12 protein-coding genes and 1 tRNA gene are annotated in these 19001 nt (G+C 66.0%); 2 read left to right on the forward strand and 11 right to left on the reverse strand.

What is annotated here, in order from left to right; genetic code table 11:
* Positions 1-379: 379 nt before the first annotated feature.
* A tRNA-Ser gene (locus E3O18_RS00090) sits at positions 380-469 on the reverse strand.
* Between the two features lie 130 nt (positions 470-599).
* On the opposite strand from E3O18_RS00090, the gene E3O18_RS00095 reads away from it, so the two are divergent.
* Together E3O18_RS00095 and radA are read left to right on the forward strand one after the other, a co-directional pair.
* On the forward strand, positions 600-1541 hold the full coding sequence (locus E3O18_RS00095; RefSeq protein ID WP_241973218.1) for an SGNH/GDSL hydrolase family protein: 942 nt from the start codon (positions 600-602) through the stop codon (positions 1539-1541).
* 9 nt (positions 1542-1550) lie between these two features.
* Positions 1551-2915 carry a DNA repair protein RadA gene (radA, locus tag E3O18_RS00100; RefSeq protein WP_134395363.1) on the forward strand — a complete coding sequence of 455 codons (1365 nt, stop codon included), beginning with the start codon at positions 1551-1553 and terminating at the stop codon, positions 2913-2915.
* Between the two features lie 121 nt (positions 2916-3036).
* On the opposite strand, the gene E3O18_RS00105 is transcribed toward radA, so the two are convergent.
* The 10 genes from E3O18_RS00105 to E3O18_RS00155 all read right to left on the reverse strand — a co-directional run bounded on the left by E3O18_RS00105 (position 3037) and on the right by E3O18_RS00155 (position 18965).
* Complete coding sequence (locus E3O18_RS00105) at positions 3037-4629, reverse strand: diguanylate cyclase (RefSeq protein WP_134395364.1); 1593 nt, start codon at positions 4627-4629, stop codon at positions 3037-3039.
* A gap of 159 nt (positions 4630-4788) precedes the next feature.
* Positions 4789-5214, reverse strand: coding sequence for a dehydrogenase (locus tag E3O18_RS00110; RefSeq protein WP_233191481.1), 426 nt, complete (start codon positions 5212-5214; stop codon positions 4789-4791).
* Positions 5215-5302: 88 nt separating this feature from the next.
* Entirely contained in the window at positions 5303-5935 is a 633-nt protein-coding gene (locus E3O18_RS00115) for a hypothetical protein (protein WP_134417174.1), read from the reverse strand.
* A gap of 134 nt (positions 5936-6069) precedes the next feature.
* The gene (locus E3O18_RS00120) at positions 6070-10818 is read right to left on the reverse strand and encodes an ExeM/NucH family extracellular endonuclease (protein WP_134417176.1); all 4749 of its coding nucleotides are present in this window, start codon (positions 10816-10818) and stop codon (positions 6070-6072) included.
* 204 nt (positions 10819-11022) lie between these two features.
* Positions 11023-11529: an amino-acid N-acetyltransferase gene (locus E3O18_RS00125; protein WP_134397160.1), complete on the reverse strand. Its 507-nt coding sequence runs from the start codon at positions 11527-11529 to the stop codon at positions 11023-11025.
* Between the two features lie 124 nt (positions 11530-11653).
* Complete coding sequence (locus tag E3O18_RS00130) at positions 11654-14179, reverse strand: ATP-dependent Clp protease ATP-binding subunit (protein ID WP_134395367.1); 2526 nt, start codon at positions 14177-14179, stop codon at positions 11654-11656.
* A 624-nt stretch (positions 14180-14803) separates the two neighbouring features.
* Positions 14804-15946 (reverse strand): glutathione-independent formaldehyde dehydrogenase, encoded by a 1143-nt coding sequence (locus E3O18_RS00140; protein ID WP_134397159.1) that lies wholly within the window; start codon positions 15944-15946, stop codon positions 14804-14806.
* Between the two features lie 303 nt (positions 15947-16249).
* The gene (locus tag E3O18_RS00145) at positions 16250-17179 is read right to left on the reverse strand and encodes an aldose 1-epimerase family protein (protein ID WP_134417178.1); all 930 of its coding nucleotides are present in this window, start codon (positions 17177-17179) and stop codon (positions 16250-16252) included.
* A 46-nt stretch (positions 17180-17225) separates the two neighbouring features.
* Positions 17226-18164 (reverse strand): glycoside hydrolase family 43 protein, encoded by a 939-nt coding sequence (locus tag E3O18_RS00150; protein WP_134417180.1) that lies wholly within the window; start codon positions 18162-18164, stop codon positions 17226-17228.
* Positions 18165-18215: 51 nt separating this feature from the next.
* Entirely contained in the window at positions 18216-18965 is a 750-nt protein-coding gene (locus tag E3O18_RS00155) for a carbohydrate ABC transporter permease (RefSeq protein WP_134395371.1), read from the reverse strand.
* Positions 18966-19001: the final 36 nt, after the last annotated feature.

Below are 19001 nucleotides of genomic sequence, written 5' to 3' on the forward strand. Positions count from 1 at the left end.
ATGGAACTATCGTCGCGCACGGCGATCAACGATGGGCTGGACATGGTGGGACTTCCTGATTCTCGCCCTACGTCAAACGGCGGACTTGCTCTGAGCTACTGGCCTCAACTCACCCTGACACGTAGGGCCTCGCAGTGATCGATGCGAGGACATTGAAACGGCTGCTCTCCAGCCGCCACAGCGCACCATGAAGATGGTCGCCAGGAAGGTGCGGGCTCCCCGGCAGTCGCGTGGGTCACCACACTCCGCGCGCCTCAACTCACACTTGCTCACACCCGCTCCCAAATGTTCCGTTACCGCTGCGTTACCGCTGGGTCATTCCGGACAAGAAAAAACCCCCTGCTTCCCAATGAAACACTGGGCTGCAGGGGGTTTTCTGTGGCGGTACCGGTGGGATTTGAACCCACGGTGGAGTCTCCCCCACACAACTTTTCGAGAGTTGCACCTTCGGCCGCTCGGACACGGTACCGGGGGAGAGTTTAGTTGAAATCGGGGGCCTTGCGCGAATCGCGGCGGCGGACATCCGTGTCTGAACGGCCCCGAACGACCCTGAACGACCTGAACGACGAGAACCCAGCACGAAGCGGTATTCTCACCGGGTGATCACCGCGAACCACAGGCTCCGTTCCCTTGCCCTCACTGCCGGAACCCTGGCCACAGCGGCCGGCCTCGGCGCCGCCGCCGTGATCAATTACCGGGGCTTCCAGCGTCGCATCGCCGAGAGCTCGGTGATTCTCAATGAGACCCTGCCGGTGCACTCTCTCTGGTGGCGCGCCCGCGCGAAAGACAAGGGCGAGCTGATCTACGCCGTCATCGGAGACAGTGCTGCGCAGGGGATCGGGGCGAGTTCCCCGCACCGCGGCTATGTCGGAATCCTGACCGACCACATCCGTCTCTCCACCGGCCGCTCGGTGCGCGTGGTGAACCTGAGCGTGTCGGGGGCCACGGTCGAACTGGCTGTGCGCGACCAGCTGCCCACGTTCGTGAAGCTCACCCCGGACATCGTCACGGTCGCGATCGGCGCCAACGACATCGCCCTCTGGGACGCCGCCGTCTTCGAGGCCGGCATCCGGCAGGTCTTCGCGGCGCTGCCCCCGCACGCCCTGGTCGCCGACCTACCCTGCTTCCACCTGCCCCGCAACGAACGGATGGTCGCCGTCGCCAACCGCATCATCCGCCAGGTGGCCGCGGAGCACCAGCTACGCGTGGTGCCGCTCCACGCCACGACGAAGCGGCTCGGGCTGCGCAGCGTCGCCACGCATGTCGCGGGCGACCTGTTCCACCCCAATAACCGCGGCTACCGGGCCTGGGCCGAGGCGTTCGTTCCGGCGCTGAGCGCTCATCTGGTGCGGGGCATCCGGCCTGCCGCCCTAGCCGGGCCGGATGCCCCCAACGCGGCTGTCGACCTGCCCTCATCCGCACACGCGCCTGCCGGCCTGCCCTCGACCGTGTCGGTCGGCCTGCCCTCCCCCGCGCCGGATCCCACGTCGACTCCGGTGGCGAACACTTCGGAATCGGGTGGTGTCAGCGGCCCGAGCTAGGCTCGCAGAATGGCCAGACCCGTTTCCTCCTTCCGTTGCACCGAGTGTGGCTGGACCACCCTGAAGTGGGCAGGCCGCTGCGGCGAATGCCAGCAGTGGGGCACCGTGGTGGACACCACCGAGAAGGCGAGCCTGGCCCGCGCGCTCAAGCCGGCCAGCGTCACCGGCGCGGGCGTCGCCCGCCCGATCACCCACGTCGACACCACGGCCGTCTCGCACTGGCCTACCGGCATCGCCGAGTTCGACCGGGTGCTGGGCGGCGGCATCGTGCCGGGCTCGGTCATCCTGCTCAGCGGCGAGCCCGGCGTCGGCAAGTCGACACTGCTTCTCGAGGTGGCCTCCAAGGCAGCGGCCGCCAAATCCCGCGTGCTCTACGTCAGCGCCGAGGAATCGGTCAGCCAGGTGCGGTTGCGGGCCGAGCGCACCGGGGCGCTGCAACCCGAGCTGTACATCGCCGCCGAGACCGACCTGGCCACCATCCTCGGCCAGATCGACGCCGTTCAGCCCAACCTCGTCATCGTCGACTCGGTGCAGACGGTGGCCAGCTCGCTCTCCGACGGCCTTGCGGGCATGCCCAGCCAGGTGAGGGAGGTGGCCTCCACTCTGATCCGGGTGGCCAAAGACCGCAACCTGCCCATCCTGCTCGTCGGGCACGTCACCAAAGACGGCTCGATCGCCGGGCCCCGCCTGCTCGAACACCTCGTCGACGTGGTGTGCCAGTTCGAGGGTGACCGGCAGAGCGCGCTGCGCTTCGTGCGGGCGCTCAAGAACCGGTTCGGCTCGACCGACGAGGTGGGCTGCTTCGAGATGACCGGCGACGGCATCGCCGAGGTGCCCGACCCGAGCGCGCTGTTCCTCAGCCGCGGCTCCACCCCCGTGTCCGGCACCTGCGTCACGGTGGCGCTCGAGGGCCGCCGGGCGATGCCGGTCGAAGTGCAGGCTCTGGTGATCAAGACCCAGGCTCCGAACCCCCGCCGCGTCACCAACGGGGTGGACTCTTCACGGGTGGCGATGCTCCTCGCTGTGCTCGAGCGCCGGGCGAGCCTGTCGGGGCTGGGCAGCATGGATGTCTACGTGTCGACCGTAGGCGGCATCCGTCTCACCGAACCGGCCGCCGACCTCGCCATCGCCCTCGCCATCGCATCCGCGTTCAAGGACAAGCCGATCGCTCAGGGGGCCGTGGCGTTCGGCGAGATCAGCCTCGCCGGCGAGGTGCGACCGGTGTCGGCGGCCAAGCTGCGCGCAGCCGAGGCTGCCCGGCTCGGCTTCACCATCCGCCTCGATGCCGAGGCCGGCGCGATCGGCACCGCGGTCGCCGCGGCCATCGCGACCGGCCAGTCCGCACGGGACGCCGAGCTCGACCGCGCGTTCTAGACGGGAGCATCCGGCGCGGGCCGCCACGGATGTCCCGGGCGAGCGGCAGGTTCGGGTCACCGGGGTCTCGCCGAGCTCGAGCGCCCGGCGCTCGACCCCCGCAAAGCCCGACCCACCGCGGTCATCGGGCCGCGAGCAGTTCCGCCTCCGGGGTCGACGTGGAGACGATGGCGGCGTGAACGACCCGGTTGCGACCGTCACGTTTGGCCACGTACAGGCGCACATCGGCGGCGCGCAGCAGGTCCGAGCTCTGCTGGCCGTCGGCAGGCGCCAGGGCAATCCCGAGACTCGCGGTCACCGGCAGGGCGCCGGTGATCGGCGACCAGTCGTGATCAGCGATCGAGCGGCAGACCGCCTCGAAACGCCGGTACGCCTCGATGGCGTCGATGCCTGGCATGATCAGCAGGAATTCCTCGCCGCCCAGGCGTGCGGCGATGCCGTCGGCCGCGGATGCCGCCGCAGCGATCAGGATGCTGCCCACCTCGCGCAGCACAGTGTCGCCGACCTCGTGCGACAGCGTGTCATTGATGCGCTTGAAGTGATCGAGGTCGACCATGGCGATGGCCACGCTCGGCCCACCCTCGCGCAGACGCATCAGCGCGGCGCTGAGATGTTCATCGACGAACCGGCGGTTGTGCAGCCCGGTGAGCGGATCGCGCTCAGCCAACTCTCGATACCGCTCGCTCTCTCGGCGGGACTCGGCGGTCTGGAACATGGCATCGAGAATGCGCCCGCGCGACTCGTTCTCGCTCGCACCGAGCGCCTCGGACTGTTCGTGGAAGTGCCGGTACGCCTCGAACGCGGCGCGGAAGGCGCCGTTGGCCGCATGGATCTCGGCCTGCTCCCTGGCCGCTTCCGTCGACCAGCGGGTGAGCCCGAACCGCTGGGACAGCTCGCGGCACCGGTCGAGGACGGTCTGCGCCCGGGCCAGCTTGCCCTGCGTGCGATAGATCTCGGCCAGCGTGACCAGAGCCACTGCGGACCCGTCGGGATGCAGGTCGCCCACGGCCGGGTCCATCGCCGGCAGCAGCTTCGCTTCCGCCTCGTCCAGCCTCCCCGCCGTCAGGTAGACGCGCGCGACCGTGTCGAGGGCGTACATGCCGATCTGCCGGTCGCCCACCTCGGACAGGCCGATCAGCTGTTCCACTGCCGCGAGGGCCTCAACCTGATTGTGGGCCAGGTACTCGGTGTAGGCGAGATTGTTCAGGATGTTGTAGCGGATGATGGTCTCGGGGTCATCGATCACGAGGCGGAGGGCATCGTCGTAGCGGCGGCGCGCCTCGTCCAGGGACCCGGCCGAGCCCAGCGCGTCGGCCAGGCACTTGCGGGCGGCTGCACGCATGAGTGGAACCTCCGACTCCTCGAGCAGGTCGTTCGCGGCGACGGCGTGTTCCAAGGCCAGGGCGCGGTCGCCCACCATCTCGAACACGGAACCGAGCACGTCGTGACAGCGCGACTGCAGGGCGAGCTCGCCGTGCTGCTCCGCCCAGCTCAGAATCTGTTGCACGTCAACGGCGCTCTGACTCGGGTCGCCGCGACGGATGCGCACGGCCGCGACGACAACCTGCAGCCGTCGCGCGGTCGCTCCGTGCTCCCCGTCGCCGAACTCGGCGAGCCAGGCCTCGGCGTCCTGGAGGGCGATATTGCGGTCGATCCAGTACTGTCGCTCGATGCCCGCGAGGCGGGCATCGGTCGGATCCTGTTCGGTCCCCACTACTCTGACCTGCTCCCTGACAGGCTGAATGCTGACCGTGAAAAGTCCGTCGGATTCCGCTTCGGGAGCGGGCCGAACACTGTCTAGCGCCAGCCTAGCGCGGGCCGGCTACGCGGCCGGGGCTCTGGGGACCCCCAGCCTGAGGGGGTCAGTCGGGCGCTACCGGCCGGGTTCGCTCGTGCCGGTTTCTTCCTCGCCGGGCAGCGGGCCGAGGGCGCGCATCAGGTCCGCCGGTGCGGCCTGCATGACATGGGGACCGGCGACGTCGAAGAACACCATCTCGAGCACCTGCTGGTGCACGGTGAGGAATTCGCGAAGCCACTGTGCGTCGCCGACCATGATCTGCGGATCGATCTCGTCGGGAACCATGCGGGCGTAGTTCTCGGCGGAGGAGAAGAGCAGCAGCATCCGTCGGTCGGTGCCTTCACGGCCGAAGACCCGCACCTGTTCCGCCTGCCCGTTGACGACCAGCTGCGGCACGATCATCACGTCGTTGCGCAGGGCATAGGCCACGGCGACCACATCCTGGGCGGCCAGAGCGGCAGCGAGGGCAGGGGAATGCGTCGGTGGAGTAGCGTCAGTCACGGCTTCCATTCAACCAGTTGGCGCGGTAGTGACACGACGAATCCGACCCTTGGGGGGCATGCCACGAGCGAACGGCGGCCGGGCCGGTTCAGGAGAGGAAGAACTGCTTCGGGTTCGCCGACTCGATGCCGTCGACACTCACGGTCAGGTTGTAGGCCGCTCCGCCGGCCGGCGCGGCATCGCGGCTGGCTTCGCCGCAGGTGTCCGGGTTCGAACGGGTGCGGTCCCAGGCGATCGCTTCGCCGGAACTCACGGGTTCACCCGGCTGCAGGGTGACGTCGGCGTCGCCTGGCTCCTGCTGGCAGTCGGTCGACGTCCAGTAGACATCCGTGCCGCTCGACACCGTGAACACCTGCGTCGCCGTGCCCGCGTTCAGCACGCACGGCACGTCGCCGATGTTGGTGACGCTGAGCGAGAGCATCGGCTCTGCCCCCGGTTCGTAGCTGACCGCGTCGGTGGTCGCTTCGATCTGCACGGATGCGGGGGCGCACGCGGCCGGGTCGGCCGCCGGGCCGGAGGCGGAGACCTCCGACCCGGCCGCCTCGGCCGCGGGCGTCGGAGTGCTGTCGGGCACACCGGTGCCGGCGGCCGGGCGCACGATAGACGAGATGATCAGGATGAGGAGGGCGAGCACGATGAGCAGGCCGAGGCCCACCACGAGACGACGGCGCCAGTACACCTTGCTGGACTGGGGGCCGACCGGATGTTTGATCGTCGACATTACCCAAGGCTAACGAGGTATACCGGCGCCGCCGGCAATGCTGTGCGTGTCGTGCGCGTGTCGGGCAGGAAACGCCGAACCGGCGCGGCCGACCTCGAGAGGCTCGGTTTCGCGCCGGTCCGGTTTGCCCCGGGCTACCGGCCGCGCGGCGCCTTGTCGACCCTGATCTCGGTCCAGCCGAGCACGTTATCGTTCTCGTCCTGCACGACCAGCTTGTACTTGCCCGCACGGGTGTCGGCCGGCAGGGTCGTCCTGACCTCACCCTGCGCGTTCACCAGCAGCCAGCCGCCCAGGTTCTCCACTGGCTTGGACTGCAGCGACACGGAGACGAACTCACCGGCACGCGCCGCCCCGACGTCGACCGTAACCGGGGCACCCACGGCATACGTGGCCGCGTCCGTGACGATCGCGTTCTTGAGCGCCTTGGTCAGCGCTTTCGGGCTGGCGGCGACCGGTTCACTCGTCGGCGGAACCGGCACAACGACGGTGATCGGCACCCGCACGATCGTGCCGGACTCCGTGGTGGTGAGTTCGAGCACGCTGTTCGCCGCGGCATCCTGCGGCACCGTGACGGTGACCGTCGCCGCACCCGTTGCATCAACGGCGGCCGCGCCCAGGCTGGCACTGCTGCCGGCCCAGACCAACGACAGCGCCGTGTTCTTCGGCGCGCCGAGCGAGCTCAGGTTCAGGTTGCCCACGGTGAACGTGACCGAGGCGCCGCGCTCGACCGCCACGGTCGGGACACCCGTGACACTGGCCTGGCGGGTGGCGAACGACGGCGTCAGCGGGCTCTTGGCCGTGATGTAGGAAATCCACGCGTCCCGGTCGACGAGACCGGAGTCGCGGGTGCCCGTTCCATTCTTGAACTCCCGAAAGTTGTCGCCTCCGGTGAGCAAGAAGTTGAACGAGCCGACCCGGTAGGAGCGCGCCGGATCGATTGCCGAGCCGTCGATCCAGATGCCCGTGATGCGGTCACCCTCGGTCCGGCTCGCGTCGAACGTGTAGTTGACGTTGTCGGAGAGGCCTAGCTGCAGGTACGGACGGCTCGGAATGTTGCCGGCCGCGTCACGCTGCCACTGCTGCTCCAGTACCGTCTTGAACTGGGCCCCGGTGAGGCTGGTCGTCCACAGGTTGTTCAGGAACGGCAGCACCGCGTTGGCCTCGGCGTAGGTGACGACGCCGTCCGGTGCGAGTAGCAGCTCGGCGCGCATGCCGCCGGGGTTGACCACGCCGATTTCGGCGCCGCCCTTGAGCGGGTCAGCCAGCGATTCGCGCAGCGAGTTGGCCACCAGGGTGCCCATCGCCGATGGTGCGGCCCGGTTCTCCGCGCACGGTGCGGTGCCACCGAGGCAGGCGCGAGTGATGTCGGCGGTGACGGAGCCGATCGGCTGGTTGCCGATGACGGCCGCCTGGGCGAGCGCGGCATCCGTGATTGTCTTCACCAAGGCGACCCTCGGGTAGGCGGCAACCAGGGTGGCGTCGGCGGTGACCGAGCGCTTGACGTTCTGGTTCTTCACGGTCGTGGTGTCACCGGAGGCAATGTCGTAGTTCAGCACGACCTGACCGATGTTCTCACCGTAGTTGCCGGTCTGAAGCACCGGGCGGGTGACGCCGGCGGGCGCACCGGGCAGCTGTGCGTTCCACGCGTATTGCTTGTGCGTGTGGCCGGTGAAGATCGCGTCGACTTCGGCTGACGTCTGCGTGACGATCGCTGCGAACACACTGTCGGTGAGGGCGAGTTCCTGCTCGAGGGTCGCGTTGTCCGGCGTTCCGGCGCTGGCACCCTCGTGGTACTCGGCGATCAGCACGTCGGCTTCGCCGTTGGCCGGGTCTCCGTCGGTGAGCTGGGCCGAGACCCGGTTGACCGCGGCGACCGGGTCACCGAAGCTCAGGCTGGCGATCCCGTTCGGCGACACCAGCGCCGGGGTCTCCTTGGTAACGGAGCCGATCACACCGACCGAGACACCGTCGACATCGAAGATCGCATATTCCTGCATCGCCGGGGTCGTCGTTCCGAGCAGGTAGACGTTCGCGCCGAGGTACTCGAAGTCGGCGGCTTCGGCGACGCGCCCGGTGAGGTCGGCGAAGCCCTGGTCGAACTCGTGGTTGCCCACGGCCGAGGTCTTGAGTCCGAGCGCGTTCAGCACGTCGATGGTGGGCTTGTCGCCCTGCGACGCCGAGGCGAACAGGGAAGCGCCGATGTTGTCACCGTCGGAGAGGAACAAAGTGGACGCGTCTCCGTATTCCGCGCGGAGCTGCTCGATCGTTCCGGCGAACTTCACCGTGTTGCCGTCGATGCGCCCGTGGAAGTCGTTGATGTTGAGCAGGTTGATGTCGACGTCGGTGGGGCTGGCGAGGGCCAACCCGACGATCGCCGGGTCGTGGTCCGACGAGCGGAACGCGTCGGCCACGTAGAAGTCGGTGACGTTGTTGTTGTAGCGGCTGTACTCGAGCGCAACGGACTCGACCGAGTTGATGTTCCAGACGTCCACATCGGTGACCGCGGCATTCGCCTCGGGCGACGCGAACACGTGGTCGAGCGAGCCGACGGTACCGCCGAAGGCGTAGGTGTACTCGCCGCTCTTGGCCTCCTGGCTGAGGTAGCCCGCGTCGGTGATGACCTTGATCGGGTCTTCCTGGTCGTAGGCGTTGAAGTCACCGGTGAGGAAGACGCGCGCGATGCCGGTACTGGCCTTCAAGGTGTCGGCGAACTTGACGAGCGCGGTCGCCTGGTTCACGCGGGACAGGTTCGAGGCTCCCTGGCCGTCGCCGGTGTTGGCGTCGGCGCCGGTTCCGGAACCCTTCGACTTGAAGTGGTTGACGATCGCGAGGAAGCTGCTGCCGGCATCGCCGACCAACTGGAACGCCTGGGCGAGCGGCTGGCGGGCGTTCGCGAACGCGGCGTCGTCGAAGATGGTCGATCCGCCGACGGTTTCGACCGCGGCGGTCTTGTAGATGAATGCGGTGCGGATGACATCTTCGCTAGCGGGGAGGGCGGCCGGTGAGGGTACGAACGCCCAAACCGGGCTGCCCGCGTCGGTGTTCAGGGCGGTGACGAGGTTGGCGAGGGCGAAGTCGCGGTCCTTGCCGAAACGGGCCGAGTTCTCGATCTCCTCCAGCGTGATGACGTGGGCGTCGAGGGCGTTGATCGCCGAGACGATCTTTGCCTGCTGGCGCTCGAAGCTGACCTGGGTGGCCGCGCCGCGGGCGTCGCATCCGCTGTTGACCGTGATCGGCGTGCCGGCCCGGTCGGTGTAGTAGCTGCAGCCGGAGATCGAGTCACCGGTGGTGGCGAAGTAGTTGAGCACGTTGAAGGTGGCCAGACGGATGTCGCCGCCTACCGACCGAGGTGCCGCGGTGCGGGTGTCGGCAAAGGTGGCGGGCTGCACGGCTGCGGCGGTCGCAGGCACCAGTTCGGTGGTCGGCTGGAACTTCCAGGCACTGTTGCGGAAGTCGAAGATGACCGGCGTCGCGAACGTGACGGCGGCGCCGATGCGCACCGGGCTGGTCGTCGAAAGGTAGGGGACGGGCTTGTCCTTGTTGATGCTGGACAAGAAGTTGGTGGTGGCACCGTCGTCGAGGGTGACCGCGCGCGCCTTGTTGCCGGCGACGGCCGCGGTGTACGCGTCCGTTCCCGGGCGAGCGGTGACGGTCGGGCCGACGAGCGGGGTGGTTCCGGCCGCGAGGCCGATCTCGCCGTACTGGTTGGTCGCATAGTTGTTGGTGACGGTGAAGTCGCCCTGCGGGGAGACGAGCATGCCCTCGAGAGACTCACGTGCGACATCCGTTGACGGGAGGCCGACCGTGGCGGGCACCGGGCCGACGATCCCGGCCTTGTCCAACGCGGTCACATCGCTGAGCGCGGCGATCGTGATCTGGGTGAGGCCGAAGAACTCGCTCGCGGTGCCGGTGACGGAGACGTAGTCGCCGGCCGTGACCGGGGCGGCCAGTGCGTTCGTGTAAACGAAGAGGGCGTCGGACGCGGTGTGCGTGGTCAGGTCGACCGCGCCGCCGGTGCCGGGGGTCTGCAGGTAAAATCCTTTGAAACCGCCCGTGGGATATGTGGCGGTGACGACGCCGGTCGTGGTGACGACCTTGCCGGTCTGGGCGCCCGCATCTGTGGATCCCTGGATCTCGTTGATCGCAAGGGCGGTGGCAGGCACGGGCGGAGTTGTCGCGGTGGGCGTCGTGGTCGGCGTCGCGGTCGGCGTCGCGGTCGGGTCGACCGGGGTCGCTGCGGTCTCGCCTGCGGCGTTCGTCGGGGTGGGAGCCGCGACGATGAAGTCGGCCGAGTTGACGTCGGTGTCGAGGCCCGTGGCGCGGGTGAGCGCGGTGGTGACGGAGGCGGCAGACGCCACCGTGGTCTCAAACGTCAGCGACGTGCCGTAGCCGAGTAGGTCGATGACGCCCGGGGCGTTGAGGAGGGATCCCGTGGCCGGGGCCGTCAGCTGCGTAACCTGGCTGGCGAGGAAGAGGGTCCCGCCTCCGCCGCTGAAAGAGAAGCCGAGGGTGGCGTTGGGGGTGGGCAGCGCCGCGCCACTGGTCGAGTTGGCCGTTCCCTGCACCAGGTAGTACCCCTTGGCGGGGATCGAGCCGCTCAGTGCAAGCGTGCCGGACGGGTTAGCCGCGCCTGTGGCCGACCGATACTGCAGCGAGGTGCCGGCGAGGGAGACGGCAGCGTCCGTGGGGTTGTAGAGCTCGACGAACTTGTTGAGGTAGGTCGCTCCCGTGCTGCCGCCGTTCAGGTAGGCCTCGTTGATCACGACCCCGGTGCCGCCGACGTTGGCGAAGGCGGGCAGGGCCACCAGGGGGCTGGCGACCAGCCCCACTCCGAGTAGAGCAGAAAAAGCCAGTTTCAAACGGCTGTTCGGTGCAGGCGACATAGTTTTCCTCAGCTATTAACGATCGACAGTGATCGCCATGCTACGGAGGCGGTGTTGCCAGTGCGCTACCTGCGAAGTAACAATCAGTGAATTCGGGCGTTTCGCTCGGATGAGCAGAAATCTCCATAACTACCCTCACCTGAGCGGCACCTGAACGGGTAATCTCTCGCTGTCTTCTGCCCACTGCGGCCAGCTTCCAGACGGTCAGTCGAGCCGCTTGACCATCCGGGTGTTGCCGAGCGTGTTCGGCTTGACTCGGGCCAGGTCGAGGAACTCGGCGACACCCTCATCGTGCGAGCGCACGAGCTCGGCGTACACCTGCGGGCCGACGGTTTCGGAGCCCATGTCGGTGAAGCCGTGCCGGGCGAAAAATGGCACCTCGAAGGTCAGGCAGAAGAGGCGGCTGAGGCCGAGCTCGCGAGCATCCGCTTCGAGCCGGTCCATCAGCGCGTGGCCGACGCCATGGCCGAGCCGGTCGGCGGTTACGGCGAGGGTGCGCACCTCGCCCAGGTCCTCCCACATCACGTGCAGGGCGCCGCAGCCGATCAGAGTGCCGTCGGCATCCTCGACCACCCGGAATTCCTGCACCGCCTCATAGAAGACGACGCTTTCCTTGCCGAGCAGAATACGCTCCTGCACCAGTGGCGCCACGAGCGCCTGGATTCGAGGCACATCGGTGGTGCGTGCCCGGCGCACCAAAAACTCCTGCATTCGCTGCCCACCGATCTCTCTCGGTTCACTCATTCGGAACATCCAAGCCACCAGTCTAGGCAGCCGCAAGAACGAGAAGGGGCCCGGCGGATGTCTCCGCCGGGCCCCTTCTACCGGGTTACCGCTACTCGCTGGTCACCGCGAGGTCGGGCGAGCCCGGCCCCGTGCCGATTGCGGCCGTGGTGTTGACGCCGACGGCGACGGCGGAAGCGCGCACCGTCGTGGTGAAGATGTACTCCCCTCCCACGTAATCCACGTGCACGTGGTCGCCGGCGTTGAGCTCGCCCTGCAGGATCTTTTCCGACAGGCGGTCCTCCACCTCGCGCTGGATGGCACGGCGCAACGGACGGGCACCGAGTGCGGGGTCGAAGCCGACCTCGATCAAGTGCTCCTTCACGGCGAGGGTCAGGTCCACGGTCATGTCGCGGTCGAGCAGGCGCTCGCCCAAGCGCTTGATGAACAGGTCCACGATCTGGAGTAGTTCCGGCTTGGTCAGCTGCGGGAAGACGATGATCTCGTCCACGCGGTTGAGGAACTCGGGCTTGAAGTGCTTCTTCAGCTCATCCTTCACCTTGCCGCTCATCCGGTCGTAACCGGTGGACGTGTCACCCTCGAGTTGGAAACCGACGGGCGCACCGCTGATGTCCTTGGTACCGAGGTTCGTGGTCATGATGATCACGGTGTTCTTGAAGTCGACGACGCGGCCCTGGCCATCCGTCAACCGGCCCTCTTCAAGAATCTGCAGGAGCGAGTTGAAGATGTCAGGGTGGGCCTTCTCGATCTCGTCGAACAGCACCACGGAGAACGGCTTGCGGCGCACCTTCTCGGTGAGCTGGCCGCCCTCTTCGAAGCCGACGAATCCGGGAGGGGCGCCGAACAGTCGGGACACGGTGTGCTTCTCGCCGTACTCACTCATGTCGAGGGAGATCATGGCGGCCTCGTCGTCGAAGAGGAACTCGGCGAGCGCCTTGGCCAGCTCGGTCTTTCCGACGCCGGTGGGGCCCGCGAAGATGAACGAACCGCTCGGGCGTTTCGGGTCCTTCAGTCCGGCACGGGTGCGACGGATGGTCTTGGCGAGCGCCGAGATGGCCTCTTCCTGACCGATGACGCGCTGGTGCAGCGCCTTCTCCATGAAGACGAGCCGCGAGGACTCCTCCTCGGTGAGTTTGAAGACGGGGATGCCGGTGGCCTGGGCCAGAACCTCGGCGATCAGACCCTCGTCGACGACGGCGGTCGTCTTGACGTCGCCCGACTTCCACTTCTTCTCGAGGCGCAAACGCTCGCCGAGGAGGTTCTTCTCCTCGTCGCGCAGGCCGGCGGCCTTCTCGAAGTCCTGCTCCTCGATGGCGGTCTCCTTGGCAGCGCGCACCACGGCGATCTTCTCGTCGAATTCGCGCAGCTCGGGCGGGCTGGACAGGATCGACAGGCGCAGGCGGGCGCCGGCCTCGTCGATCAGGTCGATGGCCTTGTCCGGCAGGAACCGGTCGGAGACGTAGCGGTCGGCCAGGTTCGCCGCGGCCACGAGAGCGCCGTCGGTGATCGAGACCTTGTGGTGCGCCTCGTACCGGTCGCGCAGCCCCTTGAGGATATTGATGGTGTGGGGCAGAGACGGCTCGGCCACCTGGATCGGCTGGAAGCGTCGCTCGAGCGCGGCATCCTTCTCGAAGTGCTTGCGGTACTCGTCGATCGTGGTGGCACCGATGGTCTGCAGCTCGCCTCGGGCGAGGAGCGGTTTCAGGATGCTGGCCGCGTCGATGGCGCCCTCAGCGGCACCGGCACCGACGAGGGTGTGGATCTCGTCGATGAAGATGATGATGTCGCCGCGGGTGCGGATCTCCTTGGTGACCTTCTTCAGGCGCTCCTCGAAGTCACCGCGGTAACGGCTTCCGGCGATGAGCGAGCCGAGGTCGAGCGAGTAGAGCTGTTTGTCTTTCAGCGTCTCGGGCACATCACCCTTGACGATGGCCTGGGCGAGACCCTCGACGACGGCGGTCTTGCCGACTCCGGGTTCACCGATCAGAACCGGGTTGTTCTTGGACCGGCGCGACAGGATCTGCATGACCCGCTCGATCTCCTTCTCGCGCCCGATGACCGGGTCGAGCTTGTTGTCGCGGGCGGCCTGCGTGAGGTTGCGCCCGAACTGGTCGAGAATCTGGCTGCCCGCCGGACCGCTCGCCTGCTCGTTCGCGCCGACCTGCACCTGCTCCTTGCCCTGGTAACCAGAGAGGAGCTGGATGACCTGCTGGCGCACCCGGTTGAGGTCGGCGCCGAGCTTGACGAGCACCTGGGCGGCAACGCCTTCACCCTCGCGGATGAGGCCGAGCAGAATGTGCTCGGTTCCGATGTAGTTGTGGCCGAGCTGCAGTGCTTCGCGCAAGCTCAGTTCGAGAACCTTCTTGGCGCGCGGCGTGAATGGGATGTGCCCCGTCGGCTGCTGCTGGCCCTGGCCGATGATGTCCTGCACCTGCTCGCGCACGGCGTCGAGGGAAATACCCAGGCTCTCGAGGGCCTTGGCCGCAACTCCCTCGCCTTCGTGGATCAGGCCGAGCAGGATGTGCTCAGTACCGATGTAGTTGTGGTTGAGCATTTTGGCCTCTTCCTGGGCCAAAACGACGACGCGACGAGCTCGGTCGGTAAATCTCTCAAACATGTGATCGCTCCCTTGGCGCCAGGGCAGTTGTGGCGCCGATACATCGAGAGTAACGAGCGAACCCTGAAATGAGTGCCTCTGTTCGCCGCAGGCGTGACGGATGTCGTCACGCACCGGCTCCGACCTCGTCACTTTCGGCCGATTTCGGCAGGTGTGGCGGGCGATCTCGGCCGCACGTGGCGACCTCGTCGGCCGAACAGGTGGTGTCCTCAGATGCGTTCGCCACCGTCTGGGACGAGGCGCTGCGGCTCCGCCAGACGCAGGTCGTCGCCGCGCTGGAGGCGTCACCTCGTCGTCGCTTGTCACCAGGCTGGGCCTGCCTGGGTCGAGGGACGAACACATCGCGCCCTTAGAGGGCAACTTCGACTCCCGGGTCGGTGAGGCGACGGCGCCGTGATCCCGTGATCCTGGGCACCGGCGGTCCGATGCCGGTCGGGCCCCTGCCCCGGGAAGTGCGGGCGCGCAAATCGACGGACGGCGTGTCGCAGACGCCTCGATTATGCCCTCGGCAGTGTCCGGCAACACGGATGCCACCGTCGTCGCCATCGCGGAACGTGCTACTGCCTCATCCCGGGTAGCCGTGCGACGGCGCACGCGCGGATACCCGACGAAGGATCGGTTGGCCTACTCGGGCTTGAGGATGACTTTGGTCCAACCGTCGGTGCGCTCGCCAAAGTTCTTGTAGGCATCCGCGGCCTTGCTGAGGGGGATCTCGTGGGAAACGATCCAGGATGGCTTGGCCTTGCCCGCGGCGATCAGGTCACGCAACTGCCGATTGTACTTCTTCACCGGGCATTGTCCGCTGCCTATGCTTTGACCCTTGAGCCACTGCAGGCCATAGTCTATGGAAAGTTTGCCCTGCTTGGCATTATCGTCGACGCCGCCGGGATCTGCCGGAAGGAAGACACCGACGACGCCGATTCCCCCGGTGATGCGCACGGACTGGATCAGCCGATTCAGAGTCATGGCGGGATCTTCGGTGCCTTGGGGGTCGTGGGCCTGATAACCCACGCATTCACATCCCCGGTCCGCGCCGATACCCTTGGTTTGGTCCAAAACGAACTTAACCGGGTCCGTCTTCGAGTCATCAATGGCGATCGCACCGATCTGCTCGGCGAGGGCCAGCCGGTCAGGGCGTCGGTCTACAACCCAAACTTTACTCGCGCCCTTGATCGTGGCGGACAGGGCGGCCATCAGTCCGACTGGACCCGCACCGTAAATCACGACCGTGTCACCGGGGATCACGCCGGCCATCTCGGTAGCGTGGTAACCGGTAGGGAAAATGTCCGACAGCATCACGTAATCGTTTTGCTTTTCTACCGCGTCTTCACCCAGGCGCAGACAGTTGTTATCGCCGTAGGGCACACGCAGCATTTGGGCCTGTCCGCCGGGATACGGACCCATGCCAGCGAAGCCGTAGGCGGCGCCCGCGCCGACCGGGTTCGGTTGAGTGGTCATGCAGTAGTTCGTGAAACCGCGTTCGCAATTCTTGCAAAACCCGCAGGAAATATTGAATGGCAGCACGACCCGATCGCCGACCTTGACGGCGTCGACGCCGTTTCCGATCTCGATGACCTCACCCATGTTTTCGTGGCCAAAGGTGCGCCCGACCTCGAAATCGGTGCGTCCCTCGTACATGTGCAAATCGGAACCGCAAATATTCGTCGCTGTGATGCGAACAAGAACGTCAGTGGGGCGTTCGATCTTGGCATCCGGAACGTCTTCAACGTTGACCGCGTTGGGGCCTTTATAGACGACTGCTTTCATTTCTTTCACTCCCTAAATTTTGACCGTGAAAGACGGAAGATCCGCCCTCACTTTCGGAGGTGCATTTACGGTGAATGTCCGGGCAGAGTCTCAGGCTGCGCGGAAAATGTGCATATCTCAGATCTATCACGATCGCACATGACCCGCCACTGCGTGGATGCGACTGAATTCGGGTTGCGCGTTGCCCCCTGTCAGCGCCAGGGGTGCCTCGTCGGCACCCCGAGGTAGGCACGTCAGGCGCTATCGTGCCGGTTTGGTCATTCGGCGACGCGAGTCGCGTCAATTCTGGAGCGGGCTGCAGAGCTAATCGATTGCACGAACCGTCCAGGAGGCGCGCGTTGAGCCGGATGGCTCAAGGACGTTCAGGTTCATTCCAGAGTTGAACGCATCTGGCGGACAGGTCATTGGTTCGACGGCGAGTCCGATTCTGTCGATCGAGGGTACTGGTTGATCAGCCGTATGCACTTGAACCCACGGGCATTCGAGACCCCAGATCATTTCCACTCCACTGCCCGCGGTCGTCGTCAATCGAAGTGTCGCCGTACCTTCATCGCCCCGGTCGAAGCCGGTGAATGCATGGTCGATGAAGGTGTCATCGATAGTCCGCGGCGTGCGGAAGTCAAACAAGGCAAGATCACCCGCATCGAGATCACGGAGGTGAAGGGGAATGAGGCGGTCAGGAGTCACGGTCAGGATTCGCTGGGCTGCGAGCTCCAGGGTCCAGTCGTTGACGCGGCCATCGCCGGCAACAAGGTACGGGTGCGGAGCGACGCCAAAAGGGGCGGCATTTGGACCGGCATTCACTGCCGTGACTGCCGTTCGAAGGCCACCGGCGTCAAGCGCAAAATCCACCTCCAGCGCCACCCGGTGGGGATATCCCGGCTGCGCTTCGACGGTTGCCGCGAGGACGAGCCGATCGGCCGCCTGCCTGACCACTGCAAAGTTCAACCAGGACGCGAGTCCGTGGAGTGCGTGGCCCCTCGACGGCTCGGTGATGCTGAGCTGTTGCTCGACGCCACCGAATGTGTACCTTCCATCCACGACTCGGTTCGGCCACGGTGCCAGGATGGCACCCCGGAAGAAAGGTCGCACCTGGTTGGCATCGAACGGCACGATGAGGTTCCGTCCGCGATATCGGAGCGATCGAACGCTCGCGCCGATGCTCGCGATCGCAGCGGTGTAGCCGTAAGCCTCGAGAACGAATTGGGTTCCCGACAGCGGAGTGAGTGACATGGGACACCAATCAGTGGAGATACAGGGAAGTTCACGCGCAATTGGGCTACTCGGGGATCAGGACCCGAGGAATGTCGGCGTCCCATTCGGTCTCCGCAACGTGAAGTGCGCGGTACGTGTAGTCCTTGTCCCATCCGTGGAAGACGAGATAGTCCTTACCATTCAGACCAAAGATCAGGTCTTGGCCACCAGGGCCGCGATATAACCCCCCGGACCCTTCGGTCGAGAGGATCGGACCCGTTTCCTTCGTCCACGGGCCATCGATTGAGGCAGCGGTTGCAGCACCGACCGCATATCGGTCGTCTCCGTAAGAGTTCGCGGAGTAGAGCATCAGGAGTCCTGTACCTCGGACCACGATGGTGGGCGCCTCGATAAGGTTGCCCTCCCAATCCTCGGTTTGCTTCAGGATCCTGATGGGATCGCCCGTGATGCTGAGCCCGTCGGGAGAGAGCGTGGCCGCCTGAATCCAGGTGTCGAGGTCGCAACAGTTTCCGTCATTTTTCCAGACGAGGTACAGGACGTCGTCGATGAGCACGGTGCTTGCATCGATCGCGCCGCCTTCGTCTTCTGGACAGATGATCATGGCGTCGCTCTGAACGATGAACGGTCCGGCCGGGTTGCTGGCAGTGGCTACACCGATGCACTGCAGCGTTGGCGCAAAATTCGTCGCCGTGAAGTACATGACGAATGAATCATCGGTGAGTCTCGTGACCTCCGGCGCCCAGGTCTTTCCCGGAATGATCCAGCTTGGGAGATCCGGCAACGCGTCCGGTAACACCTCCCAATCGAGGAGATCGGTGGAGGAGGCGACCTGCACGTTGCGGTTGTTGTCGTTCGTGGCATACGCGAAGTACGTGCCGTCGACCTCCACCAGGTCGGGGTCTGCAAAATTCGTGTTGAGTACCGCAGCATCTGCTGCGGCGGGCTCCGAAAGTGCCGAGTGCTCCGGAGCCGCCGTGCAGCCACTCACCGCGAAGGCGGTCATGGCTCCAGCCACACACGCTACCGCTGCGCGGCGAGCAGAGGTCCACACGTGCTACCCCTTCACTCCGGAGCGAGAGACGCCCTCGATGATGAAGCGCTGGAGGAAGATGAACAGCGCCAGCACGGGCACGCTCGCGACAACCGCGCCGGCCATCAAAAGGTCGTAGCGCACGGCATTTGCGGACTGAAGCGTGGACAGTCCAGCTGGCAGTGTTTGTATCTCCGGGCTGAACAAGACGTAGACGGGCCAGAGGAAGTCATTCCAGTTGCCGAGGAAGGCGAGCAACGCGAGTGTTGCAAGTGCGGGTTTGGCGAGCGGTAGGACCACTTGCATGAAGATGACGAATCGGTTCGCCCCATCGAGCCGGGCGGCCTCCTCCAACTCGATCGGCAGGCCGACGAAGAACTGTCGCATGAAGAACACTCCGAATGCGGACGCCGCCGTGGGAATGATGATCGCGACGAGCGAGTTGAGCCACCCCAGTTCGCTCACGATGAGGTAGTTGGGAATCACCAGGATCACCGGCGGCACCAGCAATGTCGCGACGATGATGACGAAGACGAAATTCTTGCCGCGAAACTGCATTCGTGCGAGCGGATACGCCGCCAGTGACGCCGTGACGACGACGAGCGTGGCATTGAGGGCGGCTGCGACCATGCTGTTTGCGAACCATTGCAGCACCGGAGTCGCAGTCCCGGGAGCGAGGATAGACGCGAAAGCTTGCACGGAAATCGGATTGGGAATCCACGTCGGTGGAATAGCCGTTGCGTCCGCCCGGGTCTTGAAGCTGGTCACGATCATGAAGATGATCGGGCTGATGAACGCGATTGCGATCGC

The sequence above is a fragment of the Cryobacterium sp. TMT2-42-4 genome, from assembly GCF_004402645.1.
Lineage (GTDB): Bacteria > Actinomycetota > Actinomycetes > Actinomycetales > Microbacteriaceae > Cryobacterium > Cryobacterium sandaracinum.

What these genes read in the sequence shown, in the direction of transcription:
- E3O18_RS00155 (WP_134395371.1), bottom strand. Translation starts at nt 18,965, where the DNA reads ATGATCGTGACCAGCTTCAAGACCCGGGCGGACGCAACGGCTATTCCA.
- E3O18_RS00130 (WP_134395367.1), bottom strand. Translation starts at nt 14,179, where the DNA reads ATGTTTGAGAGATTTACCGACCGAGCTCGTCGCGTCGTCGTTTTGGCC.
- E3O18_RS00145 (WP_134417178.1), bottom strand. Translation starts at nt 17,179, where the DNA reads ATGTCACTCACTCCGCTGTCGGGAACCCAATTCGTTCTCGAGGCTTAC.
- E3O18_RS00120 (WP_134417176.1), bottom strand. Translation starts at nt 10,818, where the DNA reads ATGTCGCCTGCACCGAACAGCCGTTTGAAACTGGCTTTTTCTGCTCTA.
- E3O18_RS00125 (WP_134397160.1), bottom strand. Translation starts at nt 11,529, where the DNA reads ATGCAGGAGTTTTTGGTGCGCCGGGCACGCACCACCGATGTGCCTCGA.
- E3O18_RS00140 (WP_134397159.1), bottom strand. Translation starts at nt 15,946, where the DNA reads ATGAAAGCAGTCGTCTATAAAGGCCCCAACGCGGTCAACGTTGAAGAC.
- E3O18_RS00115 (WP_134417174.1), bottom strand. Translation starts at nt 5,935, where the DNA reads ATGTCGACGATCAAACATCCGGTCGGCCCCCAGTCCAGCAAGGTGTAC.
- E3O18_RS00150 (WP_134417180.1), bottom strand. Translation starts at nt 18,164, where the DNA reads ATGACCGCCTTCGCGGTGAGTGGCTGCACGGCGGCTCCGGAGCACTCG.
- radA (WP_134395363.1), top strand. Translation starts at nt 1,551, where the DNA reads ATGGCCAGACCCGTTTCCTCCTTCCGTTGCACCGAGTGTGGCTGGACC.